This is a genomic window from Caulobacter sp. 05T431, assembly GCF_056665975.1.
The window spans coordinates 140,675-163,541 of the sequence record NZ_JBFTKU010000012.1; the positions used below are offsets into that span (position 1 = coordinate 140,675).

Here is a 22,867-nt window from a genome sequence, read left to right on the forward strand (position 1 = left end):
ACGCGGGGTCTCGAGCGATATTTGGGATAGTCTGTCGGCCGACCGGCCCACGATCGAGGGGGCTGGGGGGGCTGTTCAGGATCCTGAACCGCAGGATGTCCGATCAGCCGACACCCTCAAGATCACGGGGCAAGCGGGCGCGGACGGGTCGAAATTAAGGTCATTTCGTGTCCGCTCGCGACGGGCCGGAAATTATCAAGCGCCACTGTAGCGCGCCGGCAACGCTCCGCACGCCCCGTATGGCGGCGCTCGCCTAGCAGCCCGATTTGGGTTTAGGCTTCGTCCGATGGCCCTGGATTCCCGACCTGTCGCTGGTGTCGTTTTCTTCGAGCGTCGCGAGATCGACCAGCTCCTGCGGCTGTATGGCCGGATGGTCGCGGCGGGCGAATGGCGCGACTACGGCATGGCCGGCCAAAGCGACCACGCGGTGTTCTCGGTGTTCCGCCACGCGGCCGAGGCGCCGCTCTACCGCATCGAGAAGCGCCCGGCCTTGGCCCGCAAGCAGGGCGAATGGGCGGTGATCGGCCAAGGCGGCCTGACCCTCAAGCGCGGCCACGACCTGGCCCAGGTGCTGCGGATGTTCGACAAGGGCCGGTTCAAGGTCGTCGACTGATCCGCCGCCCTTGAGCGGATCACCACCGATCCGGCGTTTCCATGGGACCGAGCCCGAGCCGGGCCCGCCCTGGAGCGCCGCATGATCGCCGAACCCCTTTCCGTGGCCCATCTGCTGGCGCGCACCTGGTGGTTGGTGCTGGCGAGAGGTCTGGCGGCGATCCTGTTCGGCGCCCTGGCCCTGCTGTGGCCGCACCTGACCCTGATGATCCTGGTTGTCCTCTACGCGGTCTACGCCGTCAGCGACGGGGTGTTCGCCCTGGCGGAGGCGATGCGCGGCGGCGGCCTGATCCCGCGCTGGTGGCTGGTGGTGATCGGGGTCACCCACGTCGCGGCGGGGGCGGCGGCCCTGGCCTGGCCGCACCTGACGGCGATCCTGCTGATCCTCCTGATCGGCGCCTCGGCCGTGACGCGCGGCCTGCTGGAGATCATCGGCGCGATCCACCTGCGCAAGGTGATCGACAACGAGTGGTCGCTGATCGGATCGGGGGCGATCTCGGTGCTGTTCGGGATCGGGGTGATCCTGGCCCCGCGGGCCGGCGCCGTGGCCCTGGCCTGGCTGATCGGCCTGTGGGCCATCGCCCTGGGCGTGCTGATCGTGGTGCTGGCCCTGCGGCTGCGCCGGCTTCGAGGCCGTCTGCGCTGACAAAAAAGCCCCGGCGGTTTCCCGCCGGGGCTCGGTCGTTCGTCCGGGACCTGAACGCTTATCGGCGGCTGCCGAAGATGCTGAGCAGGAATTGGAACAGGTTGATGAAGTTCAGATAGAGGTTCAGCGCGCCGAAGTTGGTGGCCACCGCCATCGACTGCTGGTCGCCGCCCATCTGGTAGTAGCTCATCTTCAGGTTCTGGGTGTCGTAGGCGATCAGGCCCGCGAAGATGAGCACGCCGACGATGCTGATGATGAAGCTCAAGCCCGGCAGGTGCAGGAACATCTGCGCCAGCGACGCCACCACCAGGCCGATCAGGCCGATGAGCAGGAAGCTGCCGAAGCCCGTCAGGTCGCGCTTGGTGGTGTAGCCGAACAGGCTAAGGCCGCCGAAGGCGATGGCGGTGATCAGGAACGTCGAGAACACCGACTGGACCTGATAGATCAGCAGCCACAGGCCCAGGCCCGCGCCGATCGAGGCGACGATCGCCCAGTACAGGATGCCCGCCGAGCGGGCCGTCGGGTTGCGCATGGTGAACATCGCCACCAGCATCATCACCAGCGGCGCGAAGCGCAGCGCCATGCCCAGGCCGGTGAAGCCGATGCGGCCGTCCTGGATGACATACAGCAGGCTGCGGACCGGCTCGTAATAGCTGGTGACGTAGGCCAGGGCGGCGGACAGCAGAAGACCCAACGCCACCTTGTTGTAGACGCCGAGCATGAAACTACGCAGGCCGGCGTCAACCGACATGTCGGCGCGATCCGCGGGGATCGAGCGCGCGTAGCCGCGGTTGAAGTCGCTCATCGGGGTAAAGCCCTTCGCAAAAAGCATCGCGCCCGTGCTTGGACGCTCCCCGAATATCGGGGCCGCGCCAGGATCATGCAAGATGTTGCGCTTTCTGCGGCGGGCGACAGCCTCTATTCAGGTTTCGAGCAACATCGACGGGGATCTCATGGATTACGTGGAACTCGGCCGGACCGGCATCCAGGTCTCGCGCTGCTGCCTGGGCACCATGACCTGGGGTTCGCAGAACAGCGAAGCGGAAGCCCACGAACAGATGGACTACGCCCTGGCCCAGGGCGTGACCTTCTGGGACACCGCCGAGATGTATTCCAGCCCGCCCAATCCCGAGACCCAGGGCAACACCGAGCGCTACATCGGCTCGTGGCTGAAGAAGACGGGCAAGCGCCAGGAGATCGTTCTCGCCTCCAAGGTGGCCGGCCGGGGCGCGGCGTTCGGCGGCCTGTCGTGGATGCGCCCCGACGGCGGCCCCACGCGCCAGACCAGGGCCCAGATCGACTACGCCGTCGAACAGTCGCTCAAGCGCCTGCAGACCGACTATCTGGACCTCTACCAGCTGCACTGGCCCGACCGGCCGGTGCGGGTGTTCGGCGGCCAGACCTTCAAGGACTACGAGCAGGACTTCGAAGCCTTCGGCGACATCCTCGAAGCCCTCGACGCCCACGTGAAGAAGGGCACGATCCGGTCGATCGGCGTCTCCAACGAGTTCCCCTGGGGCGTGATGCGCTTCCTGGCCGAGGCCGAAGCCAAGGGCCTGCCGCGCATCGCCTCGATCCAGAACGCCTACCACCTGGCCAACCGCACGTTCGAATACGGCCTGGCCGAGATCGCCATGCGCGAGCAGGTGGGCCTGCTGGCCTATTCGCCGCTGGCCCAGGGCCAGCTGACCGGCAAGTACCTGGACGGCAAGCTGCCCGAGGGTTCGCGCAAGGCGCTCTACAATCGCATGCAGCGTTACGAGGGCCCCGGCGCCGAGCCGGCGATCCGCGGCTATGTCGACCTGGCCGCCCATTTCGGCCTCGACCCGTCCCAGCTGGCCCTGAAGTTCTGCGACACCCGCCAGTTCGTGACCGCCACCATCATCGGCGCCACCTCGATGGACCAGCTGAAGAYCGACATCGCCGCCTTCGACCTGACCTGGACCGAGGAGATGGAAAAGGCGGTCAACGCGTTGCACGCGCTGCAGCCGAACCCCTGTCCGTAAGGCGGCCTAGGGCGCTCCATCCGGCTTCTTGCCGGTCAGCCAGTCCCACGGGAACATGATGACGACCGTCGTGGAGGCCGTCGCCAGGCCGTCAGCGGTCTTGAAGGGCGCCTTGAGCAGGCCCACGGCCTCGCGCATCGCCTTCTCGGTGGCCGGCGTGTGGTCGTCTCCGCCGAACTGGCAGCCGTCCAGCAGGCCTTCGGTGGTGATGGTGCATTCGGCGAAGGTCGTGCCCTCGGATCGCTGGGCGGCCGCCACCAGACGCTTGTTCTGCTTCGCCGTCGGTTTCTGAAGCCACATGAAGAAGTGGCCCTGGCACATGCCCGTCCCATCGGGACAGGGAATGATCGGCGCCTTGGGCGTGTCGGCCGCCTCGAYGGACGGCGCCACGACCGCCGGCTGGGTCCCGATGCGCGTGAGGACCAGGGCCATGTCGCCGATTTCCGCCTGCTCCGGCGGGGCCTGGAAGACGATCGGGATGGTGATCGTCCCGCCGCCCCCCGGCTCGCCGTTGACCATCTTGGGCTTCATCCGGAAGATCCCGCCCAGCGACACCGCCGCGTCGCCGAAGCCGTAGCCGTCGGGGCTCTCGCTCTTGGCCCTGCAGCCCACCAAGGCGCCGTCGACGGCGACCTCGCAGGCGATCGTCGCCCGGCCCGAAACGTTCTCGGCCTTGGCCTTGGCGGGATAGAACCGCTCCATGTCGTCGCCGGTCGGCTTCACCGCCCAATCGGGACGCGTGATGATCTTGGCCGGCGCCGCATGGGCCGCGGCCGCGCCGAGACTCAACGCCGACGCGAAAAGCAGCGCGCTCCACGACAGTCGTTTCATGTTCATGCCCCCAAACCCCTGGGATCGGAGCTACCAGCGCGGGGGCGGTCCCGCAACCGTCGGACGCGGTCTCCGCCCGCCCTTGTCCACCGAGGGCCGTCCGCTAAGTTCCCCCCATGATCCGCCTGTTCACCGCCATCGCCATCCCGCGTGACCTCGCCGAAGACCTGGTCCCGCGCCAGTACGGCATCGACGGCGCCCACTGGCGGCCGGTCGAGGCCTTCCACATCACCCTGCGTTTCGTCGGCGACGTGCCCGAGCCGGATGCGGCCGACCTGACCGAGGAACTGGCCAAGATCCGGGTCCCGGCCTTCGACCTGCGGATGGCCGGCGCCGGCCATTTCGGCGAGGGCGACGACATCCACGCCGTCTGGGCCGGGGTCGAGGACAGTCCGGAACTGGCCCGCCTGCAGCACGCCAACGAGGCCGCCGCCCGCCGCGTGGGCCTCAATGCCGAGACCCGCGCCTATCGTCCGCACGTCACCCTGGCCTATCTGAAGCGCCCGCCGGTTCCCGAGGTCGCCGCCTGGATCCAGGGCCACAACCTGCTGCGCTCGCCGCCGTTCCGGGTGGACCGCTTCGGCCTCTATTCCAGCTGGCGGACCAAGCACGGCTCGGTCTACCGGCTGGAGGCCGAATTCCCGCTGAGCTGAAGCCTGGGCCAGGCGGAGCTTAAACGTCCAAGAACGGCGTTCGACCTTGCGGTTTGATCCGACGACGCGCCAGATCACGGTGGCGCTCGCTGCAACCGGAGACCCGTATGTCGCTCTACCTGTTCGCCCTGCTGATCGGGGTGGTGGCCGGCCTGCGGGCCCTGACCGCCCCCGCCGCCGTCGCCTGGGGCGCGCATCTGGGCCTCATTCCCTTGCAGGGCACACCGCTGGCCTGGCTGGGCGGCAATATCGCCACCTGGGTGTTCACCGCCCTGGCCGTGCTGGAGTTGGTCGGCGACCAGCTGCCCCAGACCCCCAGCCGCAAGGTCCCGGTGCAGTTCGGCACGCGCATCGCCAGCGGGGCCTTCTGCGGCGCCGCCGTCGGCATGCTGGGCGGAGCCTGGATCGGCGGCGCGATCGCGGGGGCCATCGGGGCGGTGATCGGCACCCTGGGCGGGGCCGACGTCCGCGCCCGCCTGGCCAAGGCCTTCGGCAAGGACCTGCCGGCCGCCCTGATCGAGGACGTGGTCGCCATCGGCGGCGCCGCCCTGATCGTCCTGGCCACCAAATGATGGCCCGCGCTTTCGACGCCATCATCATCGGGGCTGGCCAGGCCGGGCCCCCGCTGGCCGGCCGCCTGACCGAGGCCGGCCAGACCGTCGCCCTCATCGAGCGCAAGCATTTCGGCGGCACCTGCGTCAACACCGGCTGCCGGCCCACCAAGACCTTGGTGGCCAGCGCCTACGCCGCCCACCTGGCGCGGCGTGGCGCGGACTTCGGCGTCGCCTTGCCCGGCCCGGTCGGCGTCGACATGAAGCGGGTCCACGACCGCGCCCAGGCCGTGATCCTCGACAGCCGCGTCGGCGTGAAGGCCTGGCTGGAGGGCATGAAGGGCTGCACGGTATTTGAGGGCCACGCCCGCTTCGAGTCCGCCAATGCGGTGCGAGTGGGCGACGAACTGCTGACCGCCCCGAAGATCTTCCTCAATGTCGGCGGCCGCGCCAACGCCCCGCCGATGCCCGGCCTGGACGACATCTCCTACCTGACCAATGTCGGGATGATGGAGGTCGAGACGCTGCCGAAGCACCTGGTGATCGTCGGCGGCAGCTATATCGGCCTGGAGTTCGCCCAGATGTACCGGCGCTTCGGGGCCGAGGTGACGATCGTCGAGATGGGCCCGCGCCTGATCGGCCGCGAGGATCCCGAGATTTCCGACGCCGTGCGCGAGATCCTCGAGGCCGAAGGGGTGAAGGTCCGCCTCAACGCCGAGTGCATCAGCTTCGCCCCCTGCGACGAAGGCGTCTGCGTCCACGTCACCTGCCAGGATGGCGAGCCCCAGGTCATCGGCTCGGACGTGCTGCTGGCCATCGGCCGCAAGCCCAACACCGACAACCTGGGCCTGGACAAGGCCGGGGTCGAACTGGACAAGCGCGGCTACGTGGTGGTCGACGACCAGTTGAAGACGACCAATCCCGGCGTCTGGGCCATGGGCGACTGCAACGGCAAGGGCGCCTTCACCCACACCGCCTACAACGACTTCGAGATCATCGCCGCCAACCTGCTGGATAATGATCCGCGCAAGGTCAGCGACCGCATCACCTGCTACGGCCTGTTCATCGACCCGCCCCTGGGCCGGGTGGGCATGACCGAGGCCGAGGCCCGCGCCACGGGCCGGCCGCTGCTGGTGGGCCAACGCCCGATGACCCGCGTCGGCCGGGCGGTCGAGAAGGGCGAGACCCAGGGCTTCATGAAGGTGGTGGTCGACGCCGAGTCCAAGCAGATTCTCGGCGCGGCGATCCTGGGCCTGAACGGCGACGAGGCGATCCACGGCATGGTCGACCTGATGTACGCCAAGGCGCCCTACACGGTGATCCAGCGGGCGGTGCACATCCACCCGACGGTGTCGGAGCTGATCCCGACGATGCTGGGCGAGCTGAAGCCGCTGGTCTAGGCCACAGCGTGGTCCTTCAGCACGCCCAGCGGCACCACCGCCAGCATCTCCTCGTGCGTCGCCTCCAGCACCACCTGAGGGGCGACGCCGGCGTCCAGCGCCTCCTTCCAGCGGCCGGCGCACAGGCACCAGCGATCGCCGGGGATCAGGCCCCGGAAGGCGTATTCCGGGCGCGGGGTCGACAGGTCGTTGCCGGTGGCCGCCGAGAAGGCCAGGAATTCCTCGGTCATCACCGCGCACACCGTGTGCAGGCCCAGGTCATGCGGCCCGGTCTCGCAGCAGCCGTTGCGGTAGAAGCCCGTCACGGGGTTCAGCGAGCAGGGCTGGAGCTCCTGGCCCAGCACGTTCTTGGCGTTGTCGTCGTAGCGCGTGGTCATGGCGCGAGCTTAACCCCGTTCTGGAGAATCTGGACAGCGTTCCGCTGTTGTCGCGTGTGACGGCTTCCGATCCGCGCGTTCAGATGCTTAAGAGGGAAGGACAAGATCCAGGGAGCCTCATGTCCGACCTCGCCCGGCCGCGCCGCAGCGCCCTCTACATGCCCGCCTCCAACGCCAAGGCGGTGGAGAAGGCGCGCACGCTGGACGCCGACGTGATCATCCTGGACCTCGAGGACGCCGTCGCCCCGGACATGAAGGACGCCGCCCGCGAGGCCGCCGTCGCGGCGGTCAAGGCCGGCGGCTTCGGCCCGCGCGAGATCGTCATCCGCACCAACGGCCTGGACACCCCCTGGGGCGAGGCCGACCTCAAGGCCGCCGCCGAGGCCGGTCCGGACGCGGTGCTGGTCCCGAAGGTCAACGACGCGGCCGACGTCTACGCCTACCAGGCGGCCCTGCACGCCGCCCCGGTCCATACCCGGCTGTGGACCATGATCGAAACCTGCAAGGCCGCCTTCCACCTGTGGGAGATCGCCGCGGCGTCCAAGACCACCCGCCTCAGCGGCTGGGTGATGGGGGTCAACGACCTGGCCAAGGAGATGCGGGCCCGCCAGACGCCGGGGCGCGAGGCCTTCCTGCCGATCCTGTCGCTGTCGGTCGCCGCCGCCCGGGCCCACGGCCTGACCGTCCTGGACGGGGTGCACAACGACATCGAGGACCTCCCCGCCCTCGAGGCGGTCTGCGGCCAGGCCGTCGACTTCGGCTTCGACGGCAAGACGCTGATCCACCCCAAGCACCTGGAGATCTGCAAYCGCGTCTTCTCGCCCACCGCCGACGAGATCGCCTGGAGCCGGGCGGTGATCGCCGCCTTCGCCGCCCCGGAGAACGCCGGCAAGGGCGCCCTGCGGGTCGAGGGCCGGATGGCCGAGCGCCTGCACCTGGTCCAGGCCKAGCGGCTGGTGGCGGTGGCCGCCGCCATCGCCGAACGCTCGGCCGCCTAGACCGGAAGCCTGATGCGCGCGCTCCTGATCTCCCTGCTGGCCCTCTCCGCCGCCCCCGCCCTGGCCCAGGAGGCGCCGGTCTCGACCACGCCCGCCGCGGCGCCCGCGCCGGTCCAGGCCGCGCCGACCCAAGCGGCGCCCGCCGATCCGAACGCCCCGCCCGTCGTGTCCGCGCCGCCGGCCCCCGATGCGCCGGTTTCGGCCGACCAGGCCGTCGATCCCCTGGCCGACCTGATCGCCCAGAGCGGCCCCCAGACCACCGACGAGGAGGACGCCGCGCCCCAGGCGCCGGCCCCGCCGCACAAGCCGACCATCCTGCCGATCCCCGGGCGCGATCCCGACGAGATCGATCCCAACCGCGCCATTCCGCAGGGCGGCTATGTGCCCCAGGCCGAGGCCTACGACCTGCGGGTCAAGGGCTCGATCCTGGCCGCCCAGGGCCTGCAGGGCCCGCTGGACGGCGGCTGGTCGATCGACGGGCCGGACGGCGCGACCGTCTACCGGCTGCAGCTGGTCGACAAGGTCGGCGGCTATGAGGGGCTGGAAGGCGCCTGGCGCGACGTGCGCCGGCCCGGGACGGTGGGCTCCACCGGCCTGATCGACTTCGTCGACCGCTCGTACGGCGGCTTCCTGGTGCGGTTCTCGCCGCGCCCCGGCCAGCTGGCCACCCTGGACCTGACGCCCCGAGGCGACGGGTCGTGGAGCGGCAAGCTCAACGAGAACGGCGTCGAGACCCTGGTCGTCGCCCGTCGCGTGGCCCAGGCCACGCTGCCGCCCGGCTACGTCCCGACCGGCCGCGGTCCGGTGATCTGGGGCGCCCCGCGTCCCGCCGCCCCGCGCGCCGCGGCCGAGGCGCCCGCCAAGGTCGCCGCCTGCCCGACCAAGGGCAAGACCGGCAAGGCCCTGAAGGCCGCCAAGGCCAAGTGCGCGGCCGCCGCCAAGAAAGCCGGCAAGGGCAAGGCGACCACCGCCAAGGGCAAGAAGGGCGCGAAGGGCAAGGCCGTCGCGTCGAAGGGCAAGGGTTCGGCCAAGGGCAAGGCGACCTCGAAGAGCTCGGCCAAGAAGAAGAAGCGCTAGGCGTCCAGGCTCCGCAGCGCCATCCGGGCGCCGGCCCTCAGCTTCTGGAGGTCCGCRCCGCCGCGCGCGGCCACCTTGAGGCCGGTCCGCACGGTCAGCAGGAAGTCGGCGGCGGCCTCGACGTCCAGGTCCGGCGCGAACTCGCCCGCGGCCACGCCGCCCACCAGCCGCGCGGCGAACAGCGCCTTGAAGCGCTGGCTGGCCGCGTCGGTGAGGGCGTTGACGTCAGGGTCGGAGCGGCCGAACTCGGCGATCGCGCCGACGCCCAGGCAGCCGGTCTCCGGCATGGCTTGCGGCCCGTCGGCGAACGCCGTCAGCGCGGCCTCGACGGCGGCGCGGGGTGAGCCTTCGGCGGCCAGGGCCGCCTCCATCTGCCCCAGGCTGCAGGCGTTGTAGCGCTCCAGCGCCGTCAGGAAGAGCCGCCGCTTGTCGCCGAACGCGCCGTACAGGCTCTGGCGGCCGATCCCCATGCACGCCAGCAGCTCGGCCGTCGAGGATCCCTCGAAGCCGTGCTCGGCGAACACTTCCATCGCCTTGCCGATCGCCTCGTCGCGATCGAATTCCGTCGGTCTGGCCATGGCCCCTTCTAGCATTATGGACCGATCTGTCCATAATATTCTTGACTGAACGATCCACAACGCCATATGGGAGCCGTTATGGACTGATCAATCAAGAAAGAGACATCCCATGGAAAGCGAACGGAACGGCAAGGTCGCCCTGGTGCTAGGCGGCTCGCGCGGCATCGGCGCGGCCATCGTCGAGCGCCTGGCCCGCGACGGCGCCCAGGTCGCCTTCACCTACGCGGCCTCGGCCGACAGCGCAGAGGCGCTGCGGGGGCGGATCGAGGCGGGGGGCGGGACGGCCCTGGCCCTGCGGGCCGACAGCGCCGACGCGGACCAGGTCAAGGCGGCCGTCGACCGGACGGTGGACCGTTTCGGCCGGCTCGACATCCTGGTGGTCAACGCCGGGGTCCTCAAGCTGGCCAAGGTCGACGAGATGTCGCTGGACGACTTCGACCGCCTGGTCGCCGTCAACGTCCGGGGCGTGTTCGCGGCCATCCACCACGCCGCGCCGAGGCTGGCGGACGGCGGGCGGATCATCACCATCGGCAGCAATTCGGCCGACCGGGTCGGCTTCCCCGGCGGCGGGGCCTACGCCATGACCAAGGCGGCGGTGGCGACCCTGGTTCGCGGCGCGGCGATCGACCTGGCCCCGCGCGCCATCACCGTCAACAACATCCAGCCGGGCCCCACGGCCACCGACATGACCGACGGCCTGGCCGACCTGGTCAAGCCGCTGATCCCCCTGGGCCGCATGGGCGAGACGTCGGAGATCGCCGGCCTGGTCGCCTATCTGGCCCGGGACGAGTCCGGCTTCATGACCGGCGCCAGCCTGACCATCGACGGCGGCTACGTGGCGTGAGGCCGCTAGGCGGCGCTAGAGGCCCAGGGCCTCCCGCGCCGCCGCGACCGCCCGCGTCATGGCGGCGGCCTCGTAGGCCTCCGCCGGCGAATGCCCCCAGACCGGCCCTGGCCAGGCCGGATCGCCGACCCGGCGGCCCAGAACGTGGACGTGCAGCTGCGGGGTGACGTTGCCCAAGGCGCCGACGTTCAGCTTGTCGACCGCCAGGCCCAGCGCCTGGGCCACCGCGCGGACCGCCGCGCCGGCCAGCACCGTCTCCTCCATCAGCCGCGCGCGAGCGGCGACCGACAGGTCCTCCAGCTCGCGCGCCCCGCCCAGGCGCGGGATCAGCACCACCCACGGATAGCGCGCGTCCAGCTGCAGACGGGCGTGGCACAGGGGCAGGTCGCCCAGTTCGGCGGCAGTGGCGACGAAGGCCGGATCCAGCACGAACTCAGCCATGACGCTTGGGAACCGCCGCCCAGTAGTCGAAGTCCAGGATCACGCCGGGCGCATAGGCTCCGGCCTCGTCCTTGTCGGGGAAGTCGCCGCAGGGCCGGTCCACCGTCGCCACCAGCCGCAGGCGCAGGGCGCCGACGCCGGGACCCAGGTCGGCCTTGCCCAGCACCTCGCTCCAGGCGAACACCGTGCCGCCCGCGAAATAGGGGCTGACGTGCCGCCCGCCGTTGATCGCCAGGATCAGTCCGGCGTTCTGCAGGCCGTTGAACGACAGGGCCTTGGCGGTGGAGATCACCACCCCGCCATAGACCAGCCGCCGGCCCGACGGGTCCTTGGCCCGCTCGAACTGGTTGAAGTGCACCTTGGCGGTGTTCTGCCACAGCCGCGTGGCCATCTGGGCCTCGGCCTCCTCGACCACCATGCCGTCGACATGGTCGATCTTCTCGCCGACCGCGTAGTCCTCGAAGGCGTGCGGGGCGCCGGCGTGGGCGAAGTCGTACTTGCGGAAATCCAGCCCCGGCGGCGCGACGAGGTCGCCGGAGGCCACGGCGGCGGCCAGGTCCGGGACCGACTGCCCGGCGACCACCGCGGCGGGGTCGCGCTTGCGCACCATGACCCAGCGCACATAGCTGAGCACCGCCACCCCGCGCTGGTTGGCGCCGGTGGTGCGCACATAGACCACCCCGGTCTTGCCGTTGGAGTTCTCCTTCAGCCCGATCACCTCGGACTTGGCGCTGAGCGTGTCGCCCGGATGCACCGGGGCCAGGAACCGGCCCTCGGCGTAGCCCAGATTGGCCACGGCGTTCAGGCTGATGTCGGGCACCGTCTTGCCGAACACGATGTGGAAGGCGACCAGCGGGTCGACCGGGGCGGTCTCCAGCCCGCAGTCGCGCGCGAAGACGTCGGACGAGAACAGCGCAAAACGCGGCCCGTAAAGCGCCGTGTAAAGCGCCACGTCGCCGGCCGTGACCGTGCGCGGGGTGGCGTGGACGATCACCTGGCCGAGCTTGAAATCCTCGAAAAACCGTCCCGGATCGGTCTTGCTCACGGCCGAGTTTCCTTATCGTTGTTCATGCCGTTTTGCCGCACCGCAGCGAAAGGGGGAAGGGGGCTTCAAAGAGGGCTTGAGGCCGAGCCTTTGCGGGCGTAGACCCCGCCGCGACATTTCTTGTCCAACAAGCCTGATGGAGACCCCATGGCTCGCGCGAAGATCGCCCTTATCGGCGCCGGCATGATCGGCGGCACCCTGGCCCACATCGCCGCTCGTGAAGAGCTGGGCGACGTGATCCTGTTCGACATCGCCGAGGGCACGCCCCAGGGCAAGGCGCTCGACATCGCCGAAGCCTCGGCCGTGTTCGGCAAGGACGTGGCCCTGAAGGGCGCCAACGAGTACGCCGACATCGCCGGCGCCGACGTCTGCATCGTCACCGCCGGCGTGCCGCGCAAGCCGGGCATGAGCCGCGACGACCTGCTGGGCATCAACCTGAAGGTCATGAAGGCCGTCGGCGAAGGCATCAAGGCCCACGCCCCCAACGCCTTCGTCATCTGCATCACCAATCCGCTGGACGCCATGGTCTGGGCCCTGCAGCAGTTCTCGGGCCTGCCGAAGGAAAAGGTCATCGGCATGGCCGGCGTCCTGGACTCGGCCCGCTTCGCCTACTTCCTGTCCGAAGCCACCGGCGTGTCGGTGGAAGACATCCACGCCTGGACCCTGGGCGGTCACGGCGACGACATGGTGCCGATGGTGCGTCACTCGACCGTCGGCGGCCTGCCGCTGCCGGAACTGGTCAAGCAAGGCTGGCTGACCCAGGAGAAGCTGGACGCCATCGTCGAGCGCACCCGCAAGGGCGGCGGCGAGATCGTCGCCCTGCTGAAGACCGGCTCGGCCTTCTACGCCCCGGCCGAAAGCGCCATCGCCATGGCCACCAGCTATCTGAAGGACAAGAAGCGCGTCCTGCCCTGCGCCACCTACCTGACCGGCCAGTACGGCCTGAAGGACCTGTACGTGGGCGTGCCGGTGGTCATCGGCGCCGGCGGCGCCGAGAAGATCGTCGAGTTCGAAACCAACGACGCCGAGAAGGCGATGTTCGCCGCCTCGGTCGCTTCGGTGCAGGGCCTGATGGAAGCCTGCAAGGGCATCGACAGCTCGCTGAAGTAGGCTTTCCAGCCTTCGAGATACGGAAAGGGCGGCTCCGACGGGGCCGCCCTTTTTCGTGCAACGGGCCGCGAACCCGAACGACCCAGGATTGTCTTCCCTGTCGAAGCCGTACAGTTTCGCCGCTTTCGGGGGACAACATGGCGCGCAGCACCATCTTCATCGTCGCGGCGGTCGCCGCGCTCGCGTCGGGCCAGGCGAACGCCGATCAAAAGTCCAATTGGCCCAAGGGGCCGGACTGGCTGCACAAGCCGACCGCCCAGGACATGGCCAACTACTATCCGGAAAAGGGCCAGCGCGACGCGGTGTCCGGCCGCGGGATCATCGATTGCGACGTGACGGCCAAGGGCCTGCTGGATCACTGCCGCGTGGTCGACGAATTCCCGACCGGCTACGCGTTCGGCGAGGCCGCCCTGAAGCTGGGCCGCATTTTCCGCATCGATCCGAAGACGGTCGACGTCGCCGATCCGGCGCGGAACCGGGTCATCATACCGATCATCTTCAACGCCCTGAACAAGCCGCCGCCGCCCAGCGGTTTCCTGGCCGGCAGCAACGCCCTGGCGCTGACCCTGGGGGTCCCGCCGAAGACCAAGAACGCCGTCCCGTGCCCGACAGCGGAAAAGCCGGACCAGTTCTGCGGGCTGCACGCCCTGGAATGGGAGGAATCCCCCTGGCTGGCCCGGACCTTGCCGGCCCTGGACGGCATCGACATGACGTCCGGCGTCAGCCTGCTCCAGTGCCGGGTCTCGGCCGAGCGGCGCCTGACCCAGTGCGTCGCGAGCGGCGATCCGACGCCCGCCGCGCAAAAGGCCATGCTGGCCGTGGCCGACATGATGACGGCGCCGGAAAAGGCGCTGGACGGCGCGCCGGTGGGCGACGGTCCGGTGGTGATCCCCTTCGAGTGGTCGAAGATCACCCCGCTGGCCCGGGCGCTGAAGCGGCCCTAGTGCGCCGGCGCGCTCTCGCCGCCTTCCTGCGAGATCTCCTCCAGCGTCCGGCCGACCTGCTTGGCGCCGTAGTCCTTGGCCACGTCGCCCAGCGACAGGATGCCGGTCAGGTTTCCGGCCTCGTTGAGCACGACCAGGCGGCGGATCTGGTGGCTGGCCATCTTGGCGGTGGCGTCGGCCAGGACGTCGTCCTCCTTGACGCTCTGGACCTCGCCCTCGCTCATCGCCTCGGAGATCGGGCTGTCGAAGCTGCGGCCCTCGGCGACCACGCGCAGGACGATGTCGCGGTCGGTGACCAGGCCGACGACCTTGCCGCCCTCGACGATCGGCACGGCGCCGGTTTCGACATGGGCCATCACCTGGGCGACCTTGCGCACGGTGTCGGTGGGGGCGGCGGTGCTGACCTGGCTGGTCATGGCGTCGCTGACTTTCATGGGAAAGCTCCTGAAGGAGTGAATTGGAACCCCACAGAAACCCCGACGCGGCGGGCCCGTTCCGTCCGGTCCCGCTTTGCTCCCGCTCTTTGCCGGTGGCGCGACGCAGTCTAGACCGGCCCGGCCTCATCCCCCGGAGCTTCCATGTCGATCACCATCCACCAGGCCAGCGTCCCCGTCTTCGTCCAGGGGCTGAAGGGCCTCAAGGGCGTGCTGGCCAAGGCCGCCGCCCATGTCGAGACCCGCAAGCTGGACCCCGACGCCCTGCTGAAGGCGCGCCTCTTCCCCGACATGTTCCCGCTGCTGCGGCAGGTGCAGATCGCCACCGATTTCGCCAAGGGCTGCGCCGCGCGCCTGGCCGGCCAGGAGGTTCCGGCCTGGGACGACGTCGAGACCGGCTTCGACGACCTGATCGCCCGGGTCGACCGCGCGATCGCCTATGTCGAGGGCCTGGACCCGGCGGCGTTCGACGGCGCCGAGGATCGCGACATCACCCTGACGCGCCGCGGCGAGACCAGCGTGGTCAAGGGCCTGGCCTATCTGCAGACCCAGGCCCAGCCGAACTTCTTCTTCCACCTGACCACCGCCTACGCGATCCTGCGCAAGAACGGCGTCGAGATCGGCAAGAAGGACTATCTGGGCACGGCCTGAGTCGGAGCTCCCGGCGGCGGTCAAGGCCGCCGCCGGAACGCCCACACCAGGGTCGCCAGGGCGGTGAACACCCCCGCGACCGCCGACAGGATGATCGGCAACTGACTCAAAAACTCCTTGTCCATGACCTGCGTCCAACAGACCCGCCAACAGCGGCGGGTTACACGCCAGAGTGACTCCCGCCCACGACGAGTCCGGTCGTATGTTCTCTTTTTGTTCTTGTAGTCGCGCAGCCAGGCCCTAGGTAGGGGGCATCGTGGCCAGCACCTTTCGCCCCMGGTGCGTGAGTCTGCAACCGACGGACCAGCCACCGCCCAATGTGAGCAGACGTAGCCTCAAGGCTTCAGCGAAAGCCTCATCTTTTCCGTGAAGGATTTGGTCGTTTTCATCGATCCAGCCGCCCCTGATTTCGACTTCGTTCAACAAAGACAAGCATTCTGAAGTGATACTGTCCCTGGTTTTTGTTGCTGCTAACGACGCACGACCAAACAACGCGCCAAGCGCGAAGGCGAAAGACTGCATGGATTCCCCCGAGATCCTGAGGCCAGCTTCGCGTCCTGCCCCGCTTAAAACAAGGCAAAAATGCGGCAGTCTGAAAATAGATGCACGGATGCTCGCCGCGACGCCAAACCGCACGCTCGCGGCGCCAGGGTAAACGCCCCTTAACCCTCTTGCGGCAAAACATCGGGGTTCTACGAGTGCAAGGTGACTTCTGATGGCGCGAGCGGCGCGGCGATCGAGCGTTGAACTGGTCTGGGACGCGGTGCGCTACGGCTGGGCCCAGCCATGGTCGGCGCGGTTCCGGGGCGGGGTGATCTGCGTGGTCGGCGCGGGCCTTTTGCTGTCGGTCGCCACCTACAACGCCGCCGATCCCAGCCTGAACGCCGCCACCGGCCAGCCCGCCACCAACGCCCTGGGCGGCGCCGGCGCGGCCCTGGCCGACATGGTCATGCAGTCGATGGGCCTGGCCGGCTGGATGGCCGCCGCCCTGATGCTGGTGTTCGGCATGTCGCGCGTCACCCAGCCCGACCCGGCCGCCCATCGCCGAGACCTGCGGGTCCGCGCCGCCGTCGGCGGTCTTGGGCTGCTGGCCCTGGCCGGCCTGCTGGCCGCGCCGCCCAAGCCGGTCGCCTGGCCGCTGGCCAAGGGCCTGGGCGGGTTCTGGGGCGACGGCCTGCTGAACCTGCTGGCCGGCCTCCTGAACTTCGCCCGCCTGCCCGGCGCCCATCTGATCGCCGCCCTGCTGCTGGCGATCGGCGCGGCCGTGGCCCTGGGCTATGCGATCGGCGTGCGCCGCATCGACCCCGAGGCGATCGGCGACATGGTCCACGGCCTGATGCAGCCGCGCGAGCGCGCCCCCGCGCCGCAACCCGTCGCCGCGCCCGAACCCGCCGTCCGTCCCCGCGCGCCGCGCAAGGCCCCCGCGCCCGTCATCGACGTCCAGCCGGAAGCCGCCGCCGTCGCCCCGCGCAAGGCCGCCAAGGCCGCGCCGCCGCCGGTGGACGACGACGACTTCKAGCCCAGCTTCGAGCCGCGCCCCCTGGCCATCGCCCAGCCCAAGACGCCCGCCAAGTCCAACAACCGCGAACAGCGCGAGCAGCAGAAGGCCTTCGACTTCGAGGCCGAAGGCTTCCAGCTGCCCGAGCTGGCCATGCTGGCCAAGCCCAAGCCCCGCTCGGCCGAGTTCGACGAGGAGGCCCTGCGCCAGAACGCCCGCCTGCTGGAAAGCGTGCTGGCCGAGTTCGGCGTGCGCGGCCAGATCGACCAGATCCGCCCCGGCCCGGTGGTGACCATGTACGAGCTGGTGCCCGCCGCCGGCACCAAGACCGCGCGCGTCGTGGCCCTGGCCGACGACATCGCCCGCTCGATGAGCGTGATCTCGTGTCGCGTGGCCGTGGCCCAGGGCCGCAACGCCATCGGCATCGAGATGCCCAACTCGCGCCGCGAGACGGTCTATCTGCGCGACCTCTTGTCATCGTCCGACTACGACAAGGCCAGCCACAACCTGCCCATGGCCCTGGGCGAGACCATCGGCGGCGACACCTACATCGCCGACCTGGCCAAGATGCCCCACCTGCTGATCGCCGGCACCACCGGCTCGGGCAAGTCGGTCGGCGTCAACGCCATGATCCTGTCGATCCTCTACAAGCTGCCGCCCGAGAAGTGCCGCTTCATCATGATCGACCCGAAGATGCTGGAACTCAGCGTCTATGACGGCATCCCGCACCTGCTGGCCCCGGTCGTGACCGATCCGAAGAAGGCCGTGGTGGCGCTGAAGTGGACCGTCCGCGAGATGGAGGACCGCTATCGCCGCATGTCCAAGATCGGCGTGCGCAACATCGGCGGCTTCAACGAGAAAGCCAACGAGGCCCTGGAGAAGGGCGAGCACTTCGAGCGCACCGTCCAGACCGGCTTCGACGACGCCGGCCGCCCGATCTACGAGACCGAGAAGATCCGCCCAGAGCCCATGCCCTATCTGGTCGTGGTCATCGACGAGGTGGCCGACCTGATGATGGTGGCCGGCAAGGACATCGAAGGCGCCGTCCAGCGCCTGGCCCAGATGGCCCGCGCCGCCGGCATCCACCTGATCATGGCCACCCAGCGCCCGTCGGTCGACGTCATCACCGGCACCATCAAGGCCAACTTCCCCACCCGGATCAGCTTCCAGGTCACCAGCAAGATCGACGCCCGCACCATCCTGGGCGAGCAGGGCGCCGAACAGCTGCTGGGCCAGGGCGACATGCTGTACATGGCCGGCGGCGGCCGCATCACCCGCCTGCACGGCCCGTTCGTCAGCGACGGCGAGGTCGAGGCGGTGGCCAAGTTCCTGCGCGACCAGGGCATCCCCAACTATCTGGAGGAAGTCACCGCCGGCGGCGACGAGGAGCAGGAAGAGGCCATCGAGGGCGCCTTCGCGGGCGAGGGCGGCGGCAACGACCTCTACGACCACGCCGTGGCGGTGGTCACCCGCGACCGCAAGGCCTCGACCAGCTACATCCAGCGCCGCCTGCAGATCGGCTACAACCGCGCCGCCTCGCTGATGGAGCGGATGGAGAAGGAGGGCGTGGTCGGCCCCGCCAACCACGCCGGCAAGCGCGAGATCCTGGCCCCGCCGCCTCCGCCGATGTAGGGCGTCGCGGGCCGCCGGGATCATTCAAGGCTCCGCTTGCGTTGTAGAGCTTGCGACGGCCCAGGCCGTCGCTTCGCCCGACCAACGATCCCCGGAGCTTTCGCCCATGACCCGACCGCGCACGCCGTTCCTCGCCCTGACCCTGGTGATCGCCATGGCCGGCCTGAGCGCTTGCGACAGGGAGGCCGGGCGCAAGCAGGAAACCGTCGGCAAGGTCGAGTCCGGCCTCGGAACGGTCGTCGGCGACAAGGACCTGAAGGCGCAGGGCAAGGAAGACAAGGTCGCCGGCAACGTGAAGCAGGGCGACCTGAAGGGCGCGGTCAAGGACGCCAAGAAGTAGGACCGTCCCTCGGCCTGAAACCTCGACCGTTCGACGGCGTTCCTTTCGCCTCCAACCTCCGAACCTGAACGGCGCTTCATCGGAGCGCCGGAAAATGGTCGCGCGAGAGCCTTTCGCTCGTCGCACGCTCAGGGCAAAGGTTGGAGGCAATATCGACGGGCGTTCCGTTCGCGAAACCGCTCACACTTTCGCGGAACGCCCTTAGGAGACAGCATGACCAACACGACCCGCCGCCTGATCCTCGCCGCCGGCCTGACCCTGGCCACGGCGCCCGCGTTCGCCGCCCAGCCGCCGGCCGTCAGGCTCTCGGCCGAGGACCAGGCCCTGGTCGACAAGGCCACGGCCTATATCCAGACCCTCGGCTCGGCCAAGGGCCGGTTCATCCAGACCGACGCGCGCGGGACCCAGACCCAGGGGACCTTCTACCTGCAGCGCCCCGGCAAGGCCCGTTTCGCCTATGACGGCCCCAACGGCCTGCTGGTCGTGTCGAACGGCAGCAGCGTCAACATCTCCGATCCTCGGCTGAAGACCTTCGAGAGCTATCCGCTCAGCCGCACGCCCCTGGTCCTGCTGCTGGCCCGCGAGGTGCGGCTGGACCGCGGCGTGACCATCACCGGCGTGCGCAAGCTGTCGGACGGTTTCAGCATCCAGGCCGTGGACGCCAAGAAGGAGACCCGCGGCCGCATCGAGCTGAACTTCAGCAACGGCCCTGACCTGGTGGGCTGGACCGTCACCGACGCCAAGGGGGCGGAGACCCGCGTACGCCTGGTGGACTTCGAAAAGACGTCCGGCCTGGACCCGAAACTGTTCGTCCTGAATGACCCCCGTCGTCGGGTTGGCAAGCCCTAGTTGTATTTTGGCCGTTCGACGCGGTCGGAATGCGACAATTTCACAACATGCAAGATGTTAACGCGATTGTCCTTGACTTAGATTCTCGCCGTGGCAGATTTAACACGCATGGCGAAGAGCGCCCGACCCGCCCTTCGCAACCGTGCCGGACCTATCCCCTCCCGGCGGCGGCATGAGAGACCCGACTTTCGCCCAAGCGCTCCGGCGCTTGGGCGTTTTTCGTTGTGCGGTCCGGATCTTCGGGGCAAGGACGCCGCATGCGCCTCCGTATCGCCACCTGGAACGTCAATTCCGTCCGCTTGCGCGCCGAGCAGGCCGCCCGCTTCGTCGACGAGCAGGCCCCCGACGTGCTCTGCATGCAGGAGATCAAGTGCCAGGAGGGGGAATTCCCCCGCGAGGCCTTCGTCGCCATGGGCCTGCCGCACATCAAGATCATGGGCCAGAAGGGCTGGCACGGCGTGGCCATCGCCTCGCGCCTGCCCTTCGAGGACGTGCCGACGCTGATGAACTGCCGCGAAGGTCATGCCCGCTGCGTCGCGGTCAAGGTGGCCGGCGTCGACATCCAGAACTTCTACATCCCGGCTGGTGGCGACACGCCCGATCGCATCGGCAATCCGAAGTTCGATCATAAGCTCGACTTCTATGAGACCCTGACCGCCGCCTTGAAGAAGCGGGATCCAAAGGCGCCGTTGATCGTCACCGGCGACCTGAACATCGCGCCCGGCGAAAACGACGTCTGGAGTCACCGCCAGATGCTGAAGGTCGTCAGCCACACGCCGGCCGAGCTCGAAGCCTTCGACGCGATGATCAAGTCGATGGACCTGCTGGACCTGCCGCGCCTGGCCACGCCCGAGCCGGAAAAGCTGTTCAGCTGGTGGAGCTACCGCGCCGCCGACTTCCGCAAGTCCAACCGCGGCCTGCGCCTGGACCACATCCTGGCCAGCCCCGGCTTGAAGGATGCGGCGTTCGTCAACGGCAAGGTCAGCGCCAAGGTGCACGACACGGTCCGCGAATGGGAGCGGCCCAGCGACCACGCCCCGGTGACGGCCGACCTGAAGCTCTAGGCCCGCGCCGCCACCAGCTTGCGGATGTTGTCCGCGTCCTCCGGCGTCGCCGGGTTGTAGACCACCAGGCCCAGGTCCGGCCGGCCGTCGACGGCGAAGGCGGAATATTCGAAGACGATCGGGCCCAGCACCGGATGGCGCAGGCGTTTGACGCCCTCGCCGTAGTGCCGCACGTCGTTCTCGCGCCACAACCGGGCGAACTCCGGGCTGGTCCGGCTCAGGTCCTCGACCAAGGCCTGGACCTCGGCCCCGGCGCCGGCCCGCGCCGCGTCGGCCCGGAAGGCGGCGACCACGAACCGCGCCACGCTGTCCCAGTCGAACTGGGCCTCGCGCACGCGGGGATCGCCGAAGATCAGCCGCAGGATGTTGCGCTGTTCCGGCGGCAAGGCGCCGTAGTCGGTCAGTACGGCGGCGGCGGCCTTGTTCCAGGCCACCACGTCCCAGGTGGCGGTGCGGATCAGGGCGGGGCTGGCCTCCAGCGCGTCCAGCACCCGCTGCAGGCGCGGCGTCACCCCCTCGGACTTGGCGTAGCGCACCTCCGGCGGTCGCCCCAGGCCCAGTAGGAACAGGTGCTCACGCTCCACGTCGGTCAGCAGCAGGGCCTGGGCGATCCGGCCCAGCACGTCGGCCGAAGGCGCGCCGCCACGTCCCTGCTCCAGCCAGGTGTACCAGGTGGCGCTGATACCGGCTCGCTGGGCGACCTCCTCGCGCCGCAGGCCCGGCGTGCGCCGCCGACCCGTCGGCAGGCCGAAATCGGCGGGACTCAGCCTGGCCCGCCGGCCCCTCAGATAGGTCGCCAGCGAGTCCTGCGGCGCGGGCGTCGCGATCCTGTTAGTCATTATACCCTGATAATCTCTCATCTTTTACCGGCATAGCATACGCGCCAAATGGGTTGGGTTGAACCTTCGGAGAGCTCCCCCATGCGTGTTTTCGTCACCGGCGCCACCGGCTTCGTCGGCTCCGCCGTCGTCCAGGACCTGATCGCCGCCGGCCACCAGGTGCTGGGCCTGACCCGGTCCGAGGCCGGGGCCCGGCAGCTCGAGGCGGCCGGGGCCCAGATCCATCAGGGCTCCCTCGAGGACCCGGACAGCCTGGCGCGCGGCGCCGCGGCGGCCGACGGGGTGATCCACACCGCCTTCAACCACGACTTCTCGCGGTTCGTGGAGAACTGCGAACAGGACCGCCGGGCCATCGAGGCGATCGGCGCGGCCCTGGAGGGCACGGAGCGGCCGCTGCTGGTCACCTCGGGGACGCTGCTGCTGGCCGATGGCCGCCTGGCGACCGAGGACGACCTGATGCCCGCCGGGCCAGGCCATCCCCGCCAGTCCGAACCGGCGGCCGCGGCCCTGGCGGCGCGCGGGATCAAGGCCTCGGTCGTGCGGCTGCCGCCGTCGGTCCACGGCGTGGGTGACCACGGCTTCGTGCCGCATCTGATCGGCCTGGCGCGCGAGAAGGGCGCGGCGGCCTATGTCGGCGAGGGCCTCAACCGCTGGCCGGCCGTGCACCGGTTCGACGCCGCGCCGGTCTTCCGCCTGGCGCTGGAGCGCGGCGAGGGCGGGGCGCGCTACCACGCGATCGGCGAGGAGGGCGTGGCGTTCAAGGCCATCGCCGCCGCGATCGGCACGGGGCTGGGCCTGCCCGTCGTCAGCGTGTCGCCGGACGAGGCCGCCGACTGGTTCGGCTGGTTCGCCCGCTTCGCCGCCGCCGACGCCCCGACCTCCAGCGTGTGGACCCGGGAGGTGCTGGGCTGGGCGCCGAGCCAGGCGGGTTTGCTGACGGATATGAAGGAGGCGGGGTATTTCGGCGGGTGATGGAATCCAAATCCCTCTCTCTTTGAGAGAGGGAGGGGCCCGCCGCGAAGCGGTGGGAGGGTGAGTGGTTACAGTCTTTCAGGACGAAGCGGTGACGAAGACGGGTTTGCGTCAACGGTAGTATCGGCGGTGGACCTCCGGATTTTTCGAAAGGGCTCGACGGCTCAGGGTTTGCCGGCCGGCGGTGAAACCATTCACCCTCCCACCGCCTGCGGCGGCGGGCCCCTCCCTCTCTCAAAGAGAGAGGGGTTTGGAGTGCGTATCCCCGCCTCATCGCCAACCAACCCGCTGATATCGCTGCGCTATATCTTTATTCCCCGCAGGGTTTCCCGGCGGCCGCATAATCATCCCACCTCGACGCGGGAAAGGGCGCATGGCCAGCGACCGATGCGGCGGCGGGGGCGATCGAGCGGGAAGCTCTGTCGGATCCGGTCCGCGTTCGGTAGGGGCCGGAACAACCTCACATCTATGGTGC

At 69.4% G+C, this 22,867-nt stretch carries 25 protein-coding genes; 17 read left to right on the forward strand and 8 right to left on the reverse strand.

From position 1 onward, the window contains the following. Window positions 1-286 precede the first annotated feature (286 nt). Both AC1U89_RS13105 and AC1U89_RS13110 read left to right on the forward strand, forming a co-directional pair. Window positions 287-613, forward strand: a complete 327-nt coding sequence (locus AC1U89_RS13105; protein ID WP_029909822.1) for a DUF2794 domain-containing protein — start codon at window positions 287-289, stop codon at window positions 611-613. An 81-nt stretch (window positions 614-694) separates the two neighbouring features. Beyond that, window positions 695-1,258 (forward strand): HdeD family acid-resistance protein, encoded by a 564-nt coding sequence (locus AC1U89_RS13110; RefSeq protein WP_479900133.1) that lies wholly within the window; start codon window positions 695-697, stop codon window positions 1,256-1,258. Between the two features lie 58 nt (window positions 1,259-1,316). Here the strand turns inward: AC1U89_RS13110 and AC1U89_RS13115 are convergent, their stop codons facing one another. Beyond that, on the reverse strand, window positions 1,317-2,063 hold the full coding sequence (locus AC1U89_RS13115; RefSeq protein WP_479900134.1) for a Bax inhibitor-1/YccA family protein: 747 nt from the start codon (window positions 2,061-2,063) through the stop codon (window positions 1,317-1,319). A 148-nt stretch (window positions 2,064-2,211) separates the two neighbouring features. Here AC1U89_RS13115 and AC1U89_RS13120 point away from each other — a divergent pair, with 148 nt between their 5' ends. Continuing rightward, window positions 2,212-3,264 carry an aldo/keto reductase gene (locus tag AC1U89_RS13120; protein WP_479900135.1) on the forward strand — a complete coding sequence of 351 codons (1,053 nt, stop codon included), beginning with the start codon at window positions 2,212-2,214 and terminating at the stop codon, window positions 3,262-3,264. Window positions 3,265-3,270: 6 nt separating this feature from the next. Here AC1U89_RS13120 and AC1U89_RS13125 read toward each other — a convergent pair whose 3' ends face one another. Beyond that, window positions 3,271-4,095: an energy transducer TonB gene (locus AC1U89_RS13125; RefSeq protein WP_479900136.1), complete on the reverse strand. Its 825-nt coding sequence runs from the start codon at window positions 4,093-4,095 to the stop codon at window positions 3,271-3,273. Between the two features lie 116 nt (window positions 4,096-4,211). Between AC1U89_RS13125 and thpR the strand changes: the two genes are divergently transcribed. From thpR to AC1U89_RS13140, 3 genes are all read left to right on the forward strand, one after another. Further along, window positions 4,212-4,748, forward strand: a complete 537-nt coding sequence (gene thpR / locus AC1U89_RS13130) for an RNA 2',3'-cyclic phosphodiesterase (protein ID WP_479900137.1) — start codon at window positions 4,212-4,214, stop codon at window positions 4,746-4,748. Window positions 4,749-4,855: 107 nt separating this feature from the next. After that, a complete protein-coding gene (locus AC1U89_RS13135; protein WP_479900138.1) occupies window positions 4,856-5,320 on the forward strand; it encodes a DUF4126 family protein in 465 nt (154 codons plus the stop codon). Then, window positions 5,317-6,699, forward strand: coding sequence for an FAD-containing oxidoreductase (locus tag AC1U89_RS13140; RefSeq protein WP_479900139.1), 1,383 nt, complete (start codon window positions 5,317-5,319; stop codon window positions 6,697-6,699). Before AC1U89_RS13135 ends, AC1U89_RS13140 begins: the two co-directional genes overlap by 4 nt. Here AC1U89_RS13140 and AC1U89_RS13145 read toward each other — a convergent pair. After that, entirely contained in the window at window positions 6,696-7,076 is a 381-nt protein-coding gene (locus AC1U89_RS13145) for a DUF2237 family protein (RefSeq protein WP_479900140.1), read from the reverse strand. The two genes, AC1U89_RS13140 and AC1U89_RS13145, sit on opposite strands and share 4 nt — an antisense overlap. A 119-nt stretch (window positions 7,077-7,195) precedes the next feature. On the opposite strand from AC1U89_RS13145, the gene AC1U89_RS13150 reads away from it, so the two are divergent. Continuing rightward, on the forward strand, window positions 7,196-8,074 hold the full coding sequence (locus AC1U89_RS13150) for an HpcH/HpaI aldolase/citrate lyase family protein (protein WP_479900141.1): 879 nt from the start codon (window positions 7,196-7,198) through the stop codon (window positions 8,072-8,074). Window positions 8,075-8,086: 12 nt separating this feature from the next. Continuing rightward, on the forward strand, window positions 8,087-9,151 hold the full coding sequence (locus tag AC1U89_RS13155; protein WP_479900142.1) for a hypothetical protein: 1,065 nt from the start codon (window positions 8,087-8,089) through the stop codon (window positions 9,149-9,151). Here AC1U89_RS13155 and AC1U89_RS13160 read toward each other — a convergent pair. Continuing rightward, window positions 9,148-9,729, reverse strand: coding sequence for a TetR/AcrR family transcriptional regulator (locus tag AC1U89_RS13160; RefSeq protein ID WP_479900143.1), 582 nt, complete (start codon window positions 9,727-9,729; stop codon window positions 9,148-9,150). The two genes, AC1U89_RS13155 and AC1U89_RS13160, sit on opposite strands and share 4 nt — an antisense overlap. A gap of 109 nt (window positions 9,730-9,838) precedes the next feature. Here AC1U89_RS13160 and AC1U89_RS13165 point away from each other — a divergent pair, with 109 nt between their 5' ends. After that, window positions 9,839-10,573 carry a 3-oxoacyl-ACP reductase family protein gene (locus tag AC1U89_RS13165; RefSeq protein WP_479900144.1) on the forward strand — a complete coding sequence of 245 codons (735 nt, stop codon included), beginning with the start codon at window positions 9,839-9,841 and terminating at the stop codon, window positions 10,571-10,573. A 15-nt stretch (window positions 10,574-10,588) separates the two neighbouring features. Here the strand turns inward: AC1U89_RS13165 and AC1U89_RS13170 are convergent, their stop codons facing one another. Then, window positions 10,589-11,014: an HIT family protein gene (locus AC1U89_RS13170; RefSeq protein ID WP_479900145.1), complete on the reverse strand. Its 426-nt coding sequence runs from the start codon at window positions 11,012-11,014 to the stop codon at window positions 10,589-10,591. After that, window positions 11,007-12,059, reverse strand: coding sequence for a MaoC family dehydratase (locus tag AC1U89_RS13175; RefSeq protein ID WP_479900146.1), 1,053 nt, complete (start codon window positions 12,057-12,059; stop codon window positions 11,007-11,009). The genes AC1U89_RS13170 and AC1U89_RS13175 overlap by 8 nt, the downstream gene beginning before the upstream one ends. Before the next feature lie 147 nt (window positions 12,060-12,206). Here AC1U89_RS13175 and mdh point away from each other — a divergent pair, with 147 nt between their 5' ends. Both mdh and AC1U89_RS13185 read left to right on the forward strand, forming a co-directional pair. Next, window positions 12,207-13,169: a malate dehydrogenase gene (gene mdh, locus AC1U89_RS13180; RefSeq protein WP_029909863.1), complete on the forward strand. Its 963-nt coding sequence runs from the start codon at window positions 12,207-12,209 to the stop codon at window positions 13,167-13,169. Between the two features lie 137 nt (window positions 13,170-13,306). After that, complete coding sequence (locus AC1U89_RS13185) at window positions 13,307-14,113, forward strand: energy transducer TonB family protein (protein WP_479900147.1); 807 nt, start codon at window positions 13,307-13,309, stop codon at window positions 14,111-14,113. Here the strand turns inward: AC1U89_RS13185 and AC1U89_RS13190 are convergent. Continuing rightward, window positions 14,110-14,547, reverse strand: coding sequence for a CBS domain-containing protein (locus AC1U89_RS13190; RefSeq protein ID WP_479900148.1), 438 nt, complete (start codon window positions 14,545-14,547; stop codon window positions 14,110-14,112). The two genes, AC1U89_RS13185 and AC1U89_RS13190, sit on opposite strands and share 4 nt — an antisense overlap. A gap of 144 nt (window positions 14,548-14,691) precedes the next feature. Here AC1U89_RS13190 and AC1U89_RS13195 point away from each other — a divergent pair, with 144 nt between their 5' ends. From AC1U89_RS13195 to AC1U89_RS13215, 5 genes are all read left to right on the forward strand, one after another. After that, window positions 14,692-15,198 carry a DUF1993 domain-containing protein gene (locus AC1U89_RS13195; RefSeq protein WP_479900149.1) on the forward strand — a complete coding sequence of 169 codons (507 nt, stop codon included), beginning with the start codon at window positions 14,692-14,694 and terminating at the stop codon, window positions 15,196-15,198. Between the two features lie 715 nt (window positions 15,199-15,913). Further along, complete coding sequence (locus tag AC1U89_RS13200; RefSeq protein WP_479900150.1) at window positions 15,914-18,328, forward strand: FtsK/SpoIIIE family DNA translocase; 2,415 nt, start codon at window positions 15,914-15,916, stop codon at window positions 18,326-18,328. 106 nt (window positions 18,329-18,434) lie between these two features. Beyond that, entirely contained in the window at window positions 18,435-18,668 is a 234-nt protein-coding gene (locus tag AC1U89_RS13205; protein ID WP_479900151.1) for a hypothetical protein, read from the forward strand. 213 nt (window positions 18,669-18,881) lie between these two features. Beyond that, complete coding sequence (locus AC1U89_RS13210; protein ID WP_479900152.1) at window positions 18,882-19,517, forward strand: outer-membrane lipoprotein carrier protein LolA; 636 nt, start codon at window positions 18,882-18,884, stop codon at window positions 19,515-19,517. Window positions 19,518-19,774: 257 nt separating this feature from the next. Next, complete coding sequence (locus tag AC1U89_RS13215) at window positions 19,775-20,581, forward strand: exodeoxyribonuclease III (RefSeq protein ID WP_479900153.1); 807 nt, start codon at window positions 19,775-19,777, stop codon at window positions 20,579-20,581. Here AC1U89_RS13215 and AC1U89_RS13220 read toward each other — a convergent pair. Continuing rightward, a complete protein-coding gene (locus AC1U89_RS13220) occupies window positions 20,578-21,420 on the reverse strand; it encodes a helix-turn-helix transcriptional regulator (RefSeq protein WP_479900154.1) in 843 nt (280 codons plus the stop codon). The genes AC1U89_RS13215 and AC1U89_RS13220 overlap by 4 nt on opposite strands. A gap of 81 nt (window positions 21,421-21,501) precedes the next feature. On the opposite strand from AC1U89_RS13220, the gene AC1U89_RS13225 reads away from it, so the two are divergent. Then, entirely contained in the window at window positions 21,502-22,392 is an 891-nt protein-coding gene (locus tag AC1U89_RS13225) for an SDR family oxidoreductase (protein WP_479900155.1), read from the forward strand. The last annotated feature ends 475 nt before the right edge of the window (window positions 22,393-22,867 follow it).